The organism is Neorhizobium huautlense, from assembly GCF_002968575.1.
GTDB lineage: Bacteria > Pseudomonadota > Alphaproteobacteria > Rhizobiales > Rhizobiaceae > Neorhizobium > Neorhizobium huautlense.
The window spans coordinates 1-8,664 of record NZ_PVBM01000058.1 but is presented as its reverse complement, the minus strand read 5'-3'; the positions used below and the strand labels follow the sequence as shown (position 1 = coordinate 8,664).

At 55.2% G+C, this 8,664-nt stretch carries 11 protein-coding genes and 4 pseudogenes; 6 read left to right on the top strand and 9 right to left on the bottom strand.

Going from position 1 to position 8,664, the window contains the following annotated elements; translation table 11 throughout:
• Positions 1–494: 494 nt before the first annotated feature.
• The 6 genes from C5L12_RS27090 to C5L12_RS29305 all read right to left on the bottom strand — a co-directional run bounded on the left by C5L12_RS27090 (position 495) and on the right by C5L12_RS29305 (position 3,512).
• On the bottom strand, positions 495–986 hold the full coding sequence (locus tag C5L12_RS27090) for an IS110 family RNA-guided transposase (protein ID WP_245423059.1): 492 nt from the start codon (positions 984–986) through the stop codon (positions 495–497).
• Entirely contained in the window at positions 940–1,476 is a 537-nt protein-coding gene (locus C5L12_RS27085; protein ID WP_245423058.1) for an Imm26 family immunity protein, read from the bottom strand. Before C5L12_RS27085 ends, C5L12_RS27090 begins: the two co-directional genes overlap by 47 nt.
• A gap of 109 nt (positions 1,477–1,585) precedes the next feature.
• Positions 1,586–1,840: a hypothetical protein gene (locus C5L12_RS27080; RefSeq protein WP_105375095.1), complete on the bottom strand. Its 255-nt coding sequence runs from the start codon at positions 1,838–1,840 to the stop codon at positions 1,586–1,588.
• 318 nt (positions 1,841–2,158) lie between these two features.
• Positions 2,159–2,584 (bottom strand): hypothetical protein, encoded by a 426-nt coding sequence (locus C5L12_RS27075; RefSeq protein ID WP_105375094.1) that lies wholly within the window; start codon positions 2,582–2,584, stop codon positions 2,159–2,161.
• 123 nt (positions 2,585–2,707) lie between these two features.
• The gene (locus tag C5L12_RS27070; protein WP_157949131.1) at positions 2,708–3,169 is read right to left on the bottom strand and encodes a hypothetical protein; all 462 of its coding nucleotides are present in this window, start codon (positions 3,167–3,169) and stop codon (positions 2,708–2,710) included.
• Positions 3,162–3,512 (bottom strand): hypothetical protein, encoded by a 351-nt coding sequence (locus tag C5L12_RS29305; protein WP_105375092.1) that lies wholly within the window; start codon positions 3,510–3,512, stop codon positions 3,162–3,164. The genes C5L12_RS27070 and C5L12_RS29305 overlap by 8 nt, the downstream gene beginning before the upstream one ends.
• Before the next feature lie 66 nt (positions 3,513–3,578).
• On the opposite strand from C5L12_RS29305, the pseudogene C5L12_RS27060 reads away from it, so the two are divergent.
• Positions 3,579–4,466: pseudogene (locus C5L12_RS27060) on the top strand (transposase); the annotation flags it as partial.
• A 253-nt stretch (positions 4,467–4,719) separates the two neighbouring features.
• Positions 4,720–4,935 carry a hypothetical protein gene (locus C5L12_RS27055; protein ID WP_157949130.1) on the top strand — a complete coding sequence of 72 codons (216 nt, stop codon included), beginning with the start codon at positions 4,720–4,722 and terminating at the stop codon, positions 4,933–4,935.
• A 167-nt stretch (positions 4,936–5,102) separates the two neighbouring features.
• On the opposite strand, the pseudogene C5L12_RS29300 reads toward C5L12_RS27055, so the two are convergent.
• The 3 genes and pseudogenes from C5L12_RS29300 to C5L12_RS28270 form a co-directional block, all read right to left on the bottom strand.
• Positions 5,103–5,419, bottom strand: a pseudogene (locus tag C5L12_RS29300) (immunity protein Imm33 domain-containing protein).
• Entirely contained in the window at positions 5,385–5,720 is a 336-nt protein-coding gene (locus tag C5L12_RS29295; RefSeq protein WP_157949129.1) for an Imm27 family immunity protein, read from the bottom strand. Before C5L12_RS29295 ends, C5L12_RS29300 begins: the two are co-directional and overlap by 35 nt.
• Before the next feature lies 1 nt (position 5,721).
• Positions 5,722–6,231, bottom strand: coding sequence for a hypothetical protein (locus C5L12_RS28270; RefSeq protein WP_157949128.1), 510 nt, complete (start codon positions 6,229–6,231; stop codon positions 5,722–5,724).
• Between the two features lie 70 nt (positions 6,232–6,301).
• Here C5L12_RS28270 and C5L12_RS27045 point away from each other — a divergent pair, with 70 nt between their 5' ends.
• The 4 genes and pseudogenes from C5L12_RS27045 to C5L12_RS27030 form a co-directional block, all read left to right on the top strand.
• Positions 6,302–6,718 (top strand): hypothetical protein, encoded by a 417-nt coding sequence (locus C5L12_RS27045; protein WP_105375089.1) that lies wholly within the window; start codon positions 6,302–6,304, stop codon positions 6,716–6,718.
• Positions 6,719–6,865: 147 nt separating this feature from the next.
• On the top strand, positions 6,866–7,282 hold the full coding sequence (locus C5L12_RS29155; RefSeq protein ID WP_342588647.1) for a DUF6678 family protein: 417 nt from the start codon (positions 6,866–6,868) through the stop codon (positions 7,280–7,282).
• Positions 7,245–8,107, top strand: a pseudogene (locus C5L12_RS27035) (IS3 family transposase); the annotation flags it as partial. The gene C5L12_RS29155 and the pseudogene C5L12_RS27035, both read left to right, overlap by 38 nt.
• Before the next feature lie 289 nt (positions 8,108–8,396).
• Positions 8,397–8,519 (top strand): annotated as a pseudogene (locus tag C5L12_RS27030) (IS110 family transposase); the annotation flags it as partial.
• Positions 8,520–8,664 lie beyond the last annotated feature (145 nt).

The following is an 8,664-nucleotide window of genomic DNA, read 5'->3' as shown; positions in this document are numbered from 1 at the left end:
GCTCACCCGAGACCCGCTGTCTCCTCCCAAAATCTCCATCCGTCCAACTGTCCTTATGCATGGGAATAAGGACAGGGTCTGAACTGTTTTACTCAATATTCACAGGCGGTCTCGCTCGGACGGATACATCCTTCGCACCCCTGTTGGAATGCCAAAGATGGCCCATCATCGTTAACCGAGAATTAATCTGCCAAAGTAGTGCTAGGCTCTGTTGACAAAGTGGATTCCCATATGTGGAACGGCTCTGCGGTCAAGGTGTTCAATCGTTGATATTCCGGGGGCTGGTGCGCCCATATGTCCGGCCTTTTCGTGCAGCATTGGGTTACTGGCCTTGATGACGTTCGCGACTGGAGTGACCTAAACAAATCAGCGAGCTCGAAGCACGTTGGGAATCACGGTCTTGATCCAATCCGGATGTCTTTCCTCGGGGTCATCATTGATCTTGCACCTTGGACTTCAGCTTGTCAGCGACGACAAGCGATTTGCATTCGGTCCTAGGCCGCCATTGTTTCGTTCGCGGTGCTGTGGAATTGCCCCCCTCTCACTAGAAGAGCCAAAACAATGCGCGCCATCTTGTTGGCCAGCGCAATGGCGGCGACCTTATATGTCCTGCGCCTCAGCAACTCAGACAGCCAGGCTGAGACCTTTGCGCCTCGACGTGCGTGCTGGATAACGGCGGACGCCCCCACAACCAAAAGAGATCGTAAGACCGGGTTTCCCATTTTTGAGATTCTTCCCAATCTGGTTTTCCCACCTGTGGAATTTGATTTTGGGGTCAGGCCTATCCAAGCCGCAAAATGACGACCAGACTTGAAGGCCTGTGGGTCGGGTACAACGGCCGCAATAGAGCTGGCAGTGATTGGACCCACACCTGGAATTGAAGTCAGCCGGCTCAATGTCGCATCCTGCCGGGTTTCGCGGACCATGTGTTTCTCCAATCTAACAATTTCTGACGTGTATGCCTCTATCTGATGGGTCAGCGGCAACAGGGCGATGCGGGCCAAAGGTGGCAAGCGGGCGCGGCCGCATTGATGCCCACCACTTGTTCGAAACGCCGTTCAGATGATCTCGAAGTCTGTCTTCGACATGCTCTGGGCTCCAAACAGCAGCGCATTCTAGGCGATCTGCCTCTTCAAAGCTGAGCGGGGACTCGGCATTCGCGATGGCATCATACGCTGATAATTTGCCTGAAATCCGATCTTGCTTGAAAAACACCGCGCCGTCCAAGGCGGACACTGTGGGTAGGTCAACCTTTCCGACGATTGGCCATCGCCCGGACTTTGCAGCATTGTCCATCACACATAGCTTAAAGAGAACCGCTCGATCTCGCACGTCTTGAACCGGTTCTTCACGTTCGAAAACACCGTCGAGAAAGGCGAAGAGCGGATGTGTTAGAGCTATTGCGTAGAAATGCGTTCCATTACCAATGTCGATCCTAACGATATCGCCTCGATTCTGCCTTCTGCCTCTGACCATCGCGCCCTCGCTGTTCCAGCCGTACGTTTAGCGGGTCCTGAGAAGTCCGCAAAGGTCCGAGAGGCGTCATAGCACACACAGAAGCGCCGTGAGCAGCCGCAAGACGCCTCTAGTAGCGTGGCACGTCTAGCAGCCTCAAGCGTTCTTTGGCCTCAGCAATGGCACCAACCAAGTCGTCAAGATCAACCAAATTTGGCCGCTCAACCAACTCATCTGTGCCCTTGAATGGTGAATAGATGCTCACCTCAAACTGGTCGCGACTGCGCTCCTGGCTGATCACAACCAACTCACCGCTTCCGAAACGGAGTTCGGCAACCAGCTCTTCATATGCAGTATCTGAGCATATCGCTATCTCGTACTTCAAAGGAATTCCCCGCCGTCTGTCTGAACTCAAGAGGTACTGTTACAAGACATAGGATTGGCTGCAATGGGCCGATACCGTTGAAAAACTCTGTGGCGGGTATTTTGGCGATTGCTGACCGAAATGGAATTGCGTCAAACCAAGGAATTCTGCCAGATCGTACAAACCAGTTCCGCAACGGGGTCATTGACGAATTTGTATTCCAGCAGCACGTGGCGGAAATCGCGTTCGCCATCATTCCCCGGAGTTTTTCAACAGTATCGGCCGATAGGCGTCTTCCGCTTCGCGCCATTTGTGGACGTACCGGTCGAGCTATCGAAGCTACGATTTCCGTGGAAACTTTCTGGCAAGAGGCCCATCATTCGCGGCAAGCAGACTCCAGCCCGGTTTTGATCCGGTAGCAAGTATCCCGACTAGCTCTTCATGGATATGGATGCAAAGGGAGACGTTAGGTTTCTCAATCACATCCCAGACCACCATGATATCGGCGGGGTGTTCCGGGAGAGCAAACGCGATATCAGTACGTACGAATTCGGCAGGATTCAGGAATGGGGCGGCCTTTCGGTCGTGCCAAGTAGCCTTCTTGGGTGTAGGGGAACGGTTGTAGAGCCAGACATCGGAGGTGATTTCTCCCTCAGAGGATAGAAGATATGCATAGGCGACTCGACCATCGTCCTCAAAAACGACACGGGAACCGGATACAGGATCGATGACTTCCGCGATTAGCTCGCCGCTCTCTAAATCCATATCTAATCCAAGCACCCGTGGATTTTCTTCGCAAACATGAATGATGTTGAATCGGTCCGCAATGGGCCGACTGCCGCCTTCCGCCACAAGCGGACATTTAAACTGCAATGATGGACAAAGCTGTTAATCCTCAACGCCCCGACCTCGGGTCATGAACACTTCCAGCGCATTTTGTGCAAACTGTTGAATACGGCTTGGCCAGCCTGTTGCAATAAGCTCATCTTCAGTCACGAGCAGCGAAGTGGCATCGCACGCCTCGCGCATTAGGGCTAGCACCGCTGTAGCGACCTCTACTTCATCTTGGGACATTGCCGACGGGGGATCATAAGCGTCTTCATCGGGAAACCAATCGAAAAACCAGTTGAAGTATCCTGCAGAACCAAACTGCCGGACGGTCTCGTTGCCGTCCGCAAGAAGTTCCAACACGTCGATGCAGCGATTTCGCAACCGCTGAGCTAGTAGGTATTCTGGAATGGGGTCGCTGGTCATAAGTTGTTTGAAAAAATTATGGAGACTTGCGCCATACCAGATGGCTTCCTGATGTCCGGTTAGGGGCCGATGGCGTTGAACAACTCGACTACTCATCCGTGCGCCAGTAGGCCTTGAAAAGAGCGTGTTCCGAGAAGGCAGTTTCATATTCGGGATATGGCATACCTAGAACCGTTACATTTACCTCGTGAAGGGTTTCATTGAAGTCTTCGATGGCGACGCCCGCACATGGGAGCATGCCATAGGAATCGGACCGTGCCGAAAGCTCAGCGCTCTCGCCAAGCTTGTTATCGTCGCCATCGATTACGTATGCATGGAGGCGCGGGGCATATTCTGGAGCAGGAACGAACCGTCCTCCGGCTACGCCCATCGGCGGATCAATTGGATCAAGGTTCGCGTGCCCAATGACCTTTCCCTCGCACATGATATCGACTTCCATTGCTTCCTCAAAGGTTATCGGGGGGTATTGCAGCAAGGTTAGACTGGGGATCGGATGGCCGCAACTGGGCAAGCCTGCCAAAGCGACATCTCGCGCCATATGTTCGAAACGGTAGTGGAGCGTTGCCTTGCTCAGGGATTGGTTGGTGCCGAAGGGTTCGCCGTCGATGCCAGTCTGATCGCCGCCGACGCCCACAAGCAACGTTCGGTGCCGGCGCGGAGTGGGAGGTCAAGGACGACGCCAGCCGGTCGGTTCGGGAATATCTGTCGGTGCTCGATGATGCAGCGTTTGGCGCGGCATCGTCCGTGACGCCGAAGTTCATCTCGCCCTCCGATCCGGCGGCTCAGTGGACCGGATCCCATAAAGGCCATGCCTTCTTCGCCTATGCTACAAACTACCTGATCGACACCGACCACGGCGTCATCCTCGATGTGGAGGCTACCGGTGCCAGTCGTCAGGCCGAGGTTGGTGCGTCCCGGACGATGATCCAGAGAGTGGAAGATCACCTGGGAGGCCGAGAACGACCGCTACATCTGCCCGGCCGGCAAGGAATCGAAGCAATTCCACCGGACTTACGAAACGCCGAGATCGGGCATTACCGCCGACGGCACGCGCCTCTACAGGGCCAGGAAAGGCGACTGCGATGCCTGCGAACTCAAGCCGCGCTGCTGCCCGAAAATGCCATGCGCAAGGTGCCGCGTGATCAACGAGGATGCCCGGGACGTCGCGAGAGTGATTGCCACCACACCTGAATACGAGCAGTCACGGCATCGCCGTAAGAAGGTGGAGATGCTCTTTGCTCACCTCAAGCGCATTCTCCGGATGGCGCGCCTGAGACTGCGAGGTCCATGCGGTGCGCGAGACGAATTCCTGTTTGCAGCAACCGCTCAGAACTTGCGGAGGCTGGCCAAGCTCAGGCCACTGCGACAGCCGCAAGGCGCTCTCGCCGCCTGACGGCGGCGGAGATGATGCCTTGCGCCGCTGCGCGGGGATCGACAGCCCGCCATCCGACGTCCGAACGACCTGAGAGAATAAAGGCGCGGCCAATCCAGCGAGTTTTTCAACGATATCCGCCAGGAGTGGTCATTGCGGTAGCGACCTCTGCCATCTAACATTCAGATCGCCAACAAGACGGCAGACGCGCGAGGACATAGTGTCGTTTCCCGAAGAAAAACTGTGGGACCGAATAAATGATAGCTGGAGCCTAATGTCCTTCGGACAGCGCAAGCTTTGGGAGATGATCAAGCGACTGCCTGAAGAATGGGAGGTGCCCGGCTACGGTCTCTGCTGGGTGGTCGCCTTGATGGGCAACAAGGTTATCTTCTACGACCATTTCGAAGAGGGTTTCGTCCGATCATCATGGTCTCAGTATGGTGTTGTTGACCGGTACCAATCCGGAGACGATTTAGGGACTGCGGTCTAGATGCTACTCAACAACATCGTCGATTGATGCGAGCAACGACTTTATCCGGGCCAACAACCGACGTTGCGATAGCAGTCAGCTACAGCCGGAGTCCGCTTTGGCCCGAAGGCGGAACAGCACCCGAGTCACAAAGGCGGGCGGCACTGCTCAATAAGGCAGCCGTATTGCTAAACGTCCAGTAAGCTTGGGTCGAACCACACATCTTCGTAGTTCGGTGCGATCAAGAACCGCCACCCAGGAGGAAGCCCCAGATAGGGTAAGACGGCCAGGCAACGCTGTGATAGATGAGACACGTGCATCGCTTGAAGAACTCGTCGTCATCAAGAAAAAACTCTGGACCGCTCCAGATGTACCAACCGCAGGTTCCATTCTCCGGCGGATGCCTCAAGCCATTTAGAGGCTGCTCTCCCTGCAGTGTGCCTTCGGAAATGCCCACCTTGGAGAACGGATCAGCGGCGCTGAATGACATTGAACGACGGCACACCTCGACTTGATCTTGATCCACGGCTTGCCCCCTGTTCACCCCAGCGTATGCAATGGCTAGATCGAGAACAAGGGGAGTTATGGGCCAGAAAGCTGTCCACCCGCCCCCTAACTCTCCTTGAAGGTAATTTACGGAGCCGTGGCGGGCCACCTCCGTTGAGCTCTGATTGGGGGTAGTCGAGCCCCCAACGCTTCCCAGAGTGGGGGTCGATATATTCTGTGACCCAATGAGCGGAATCGTGGCTAGTCTTCGTGAGTTTTCGGGCATGGCGAAGCGCTTCCTCGCCAGTGTATTGAACCATCTCAGAATTTCCCTCGGCTGTAAGGACCATACTCGGGCCCCCGCATCTGTCCGCCAGTGATCTCTCTGCCGCCCACTTCGTGCAGGCAAAACCGTCGTGGACTCGAAGCAATATCGATTGCTATAGGTTGCGGATGAAGAGAGCCTTCCTGTCGCTGATTATCATACATCAGGACTTCTTTTTTCTTCTCTTCTTCTGGGCTTTGGCAGAGTGAATTAAACGCCTGCGGGCTTAGCAGTTTTGGGGGGAGCCTCTGACTCGGATCGCCTTTGATTTGGAGCGCCCTAAACACAGAGGCGGGCGGCAACTTGGGGCCGATACCGTTGAAAAACTCTTTGGCGGGTATTTTGGCGTTTGCTGACCGAAATGGAGTTGCGTCAAACCAAGGAATTCTGCCAGATCGTACAAACCAGTTCCGCACCGTGGTCATTGACGAAATTGTATTCCAGCAGCACGTGTCGGAAGTCGTATTCGCCATCATTCCCCGGAGTTTTTCAACAGTATCGGCCAACAGGAGACATCGAATCAACCCTACTGCATAATCAGGCGCGTTTCCCTTAGCCCAGTTCTCCGGAGGTAGTGTGCCTGACTTGGTATTTTTGAAGTTAAACGTCGGCTGGAATGCGCATCCTAATGTTCCAGCGCCGAAGGTAACATTGGACGGAACAGTCCTGGGACTTCAGTTCCTGCTCAATCCCTACGCCTATCGGGCGGCTCAAGGGGAAACTGGTACGCTGACGTTTATGGGCTGCGAGGCGTGGCGATTAGGCAACGTCAATGATGAGGGTTGGTATCTCGGGCAGTGCCGGTATGGCAAAGCTGCTCCTGGATGGGGCGAATTTTACGAGCTTGTCGGTAACGATGAAGCTCGGTACCTGCCAGAAGACTGGACGTCGGTTTCGGTGGCAAGCGGGGGCAGTAGACATTTCCTGTTCTATCTGCGTGACGAGACCTTCGAATGTCTGGCAGCAGACTGGGCATTCAAGCGAGACCTATGACTGCCCGGTGACGCAGAAACGCCAATTGCAGTCATTGTGGCGTCTCAAATTTCCTTGTATCGACGCAGATAGCGACAGTTTGATCCCGAGCTTCCTGTAGTTGATGTCGCGGACGACACTACCTCAGCTCGCTGGAAAGGTAGCGTTATGCTCAACCGGGTCATGAACGACACAAAGTGGGACGAACTCCGTTTGGCGATGCATGCGCTTGATCCAACTCCGGCGTGGAGTGCGCTTTCGACAAATGGCTACAGATACGGACCTGATTACAAGTGGCTTCATCATTTTCGCATTGGCGGTTACAAGGACATTGTCCACGTCGACATCCATGGAATGTCGATCACAGATCAGCCGACATCGGACAACGTGGGAGCGGAACACCGGTTACGACAAATTCCATCGGGATGCCTATTCAATGTCAGGGAAGTGGAACGAGCTGTGAAGAGCAGGAATAAGTGGGGACTGGCCTGCTGCCGGTTTCGTGGACACCGAGTTAAGGTGTTTCCAATGAAACTGGAGCGCATGAATGCAACGAAGGAAGTTCAGCCGCGAGTACAAGCTTGAGGCAGTGAAGTTGGTGCGAGAGCGTGGGGTCAGCGTTGCGCAGGCATCCCGCGATCTGGATGTTCATGAGAATGTCCTGCGCAAGTGGGTCAGGGAATACGGTTCCGACCCGGCACAGGCGTTTCCTGGTCAGGGCCAGATGAAGCCCGAGCAGCTTGAGATCGAGAGGCTTCGGAAAGAAGTCGCCAAGCTGAAGGCAGAGCGCGACATCTTAAAAAAGGCCGCCGCCTACTTTGCGAAGGACGTGATATGAAGTTCGCGTTCATTGCAAAGCACCGTTCGATCTGGCCGGTGGCATGGCTCTGCGAAGCGCTGGGTGTATCGCGTTCCGGATTTCATGCCTGGTTACATCGGTCTCCAAGCCAGCATGCCCGGTATGACGAGGCTCTGCTCGACAAGATCAAGGACAGCTTCAAGGACAGCGACCGTACCTACGGCGCGCGACGTGTCTGGCATGACCTACTCGCGGAAGGCTTTTCGTGTGGTCTGCATCGCGTCGAGCGTCTCATGCGCGACAATGCATTGAGAGCAAGACCGAGAAGGCGGGGCTTGCCGAAAGACGACGGTGAGCGCCCGGTCATCATGCCGAATGTGCTGGACCGACAGTTCGCCGCAGCAAGACCGAACCAGAAGTGGGTGGCCGATTTTACTTATCTATGGACGGCTGAGGGCTGGCTGTATGTGGCTGCCGTCATCGACCTGTTCTCGCGCCGTGTCGTCGGCTGGTCGATGAATGCCAACATGACGGCCCAGCTCGTCACAGATGCGCTGATCATGGCCATCTGGCGCAGAGGCAAGCCGGATGCACTGCTCCACCATTCGGACAGTCATATGATTGGCGCCAGTTCTCGGGTGGTTTGACTCTAACACCGATTGACCATTCGCTGGGTTGGTGCCGCATGGCCTCTTGGTGTGATCTGACCCTCATTCCGATCGACCCGATATGTGTCTTTCCCTGGACCTGTCGATCATCCGAGAACGCCCTGCGGCGAGGCCTTGTCTCGCAGGTGCTGCCGTGACCCAAGAAGGGCATGACCATCCGGTCCCATGACTGTCCTGTCCCTGCATCCTTGCGAGCAAAGAATGTTCACGCATTGCAGGAAAGGATGATCGGATGATGGACCACGCAGCAGAAACTCACGTCATTGGCGGCGTCGATACCCATAAAGACTTGCATGTCGCGGCGGTCGTCGATCATCGCGACTGTGTTCTCGGCACGGCGAGCTTCCCGACAACCCTGTCAAGCGAAGCGAAGAATTGACCCCCGCATTGCCTCAAGCAAAATGTTACCGATAGTGTTGATGCTCCCGATGGGATGGTGAAGGTTCGCTGTCCCAGTTCGGGGGATGGATGGCACGGCGGATCAGCATGGCGACTCGGAC

Excerpts from the sequence above, each read along its gene's own strand:
- C5L12_RS27085 (WP_245423058.1), bottom strand. The coding sequence starts at position 1,476 with ATGGTCAGAGGCAGAAGGCAGAATCGAGGCGATATCGTTAGGATCGAC.
- C5L12_RS27055 (WP_157949130.1), top strand. The coding sequence starts at position 4,720 with ATGTCCTTCGGACAGCGCAAGCTTTGGGAGATGATCAAGCGACTGCCT.
- C5L12_RS27070 (WP_157949131.1), bottom strand. The coding sequence starts at position 3,169 with ATGAGTAGTCGAGTTGTTCAACGCCATCGGCCCCTAACCGGACATCAG.
- C5L12_RS29305 (WP_105375092.1), bottom strand. The coding sequence starts at position 3,512 with ATGGAAGTCGATATCATGTGCGAGGGAAAGGTCATTGGGCACGCGAAC.
- C5L12_RS27075 (WP_105375094.1), bottom strand. The coding sequence starts at position 2,584 with ATGGATTTAGAGAGCGGCGAGCTAATCGCGGAAGTCATCGATCCTGTA.
- C5L12_RS29295 (WP_157949129.1), bottom strand. The coding sequence starts at position 5,720 with ATGGTTCAATACACTGGCGAGGAAGCGCTTCGCCATGCCCGAAAACTC.
- C5L12_RS29155 (WP_342588647.1), top strand. The coding sequence starts at position 6,866 with ATGCTCAACCGGGTCATGAACGACACAAAGTGGGACGAACTCCGTTTG.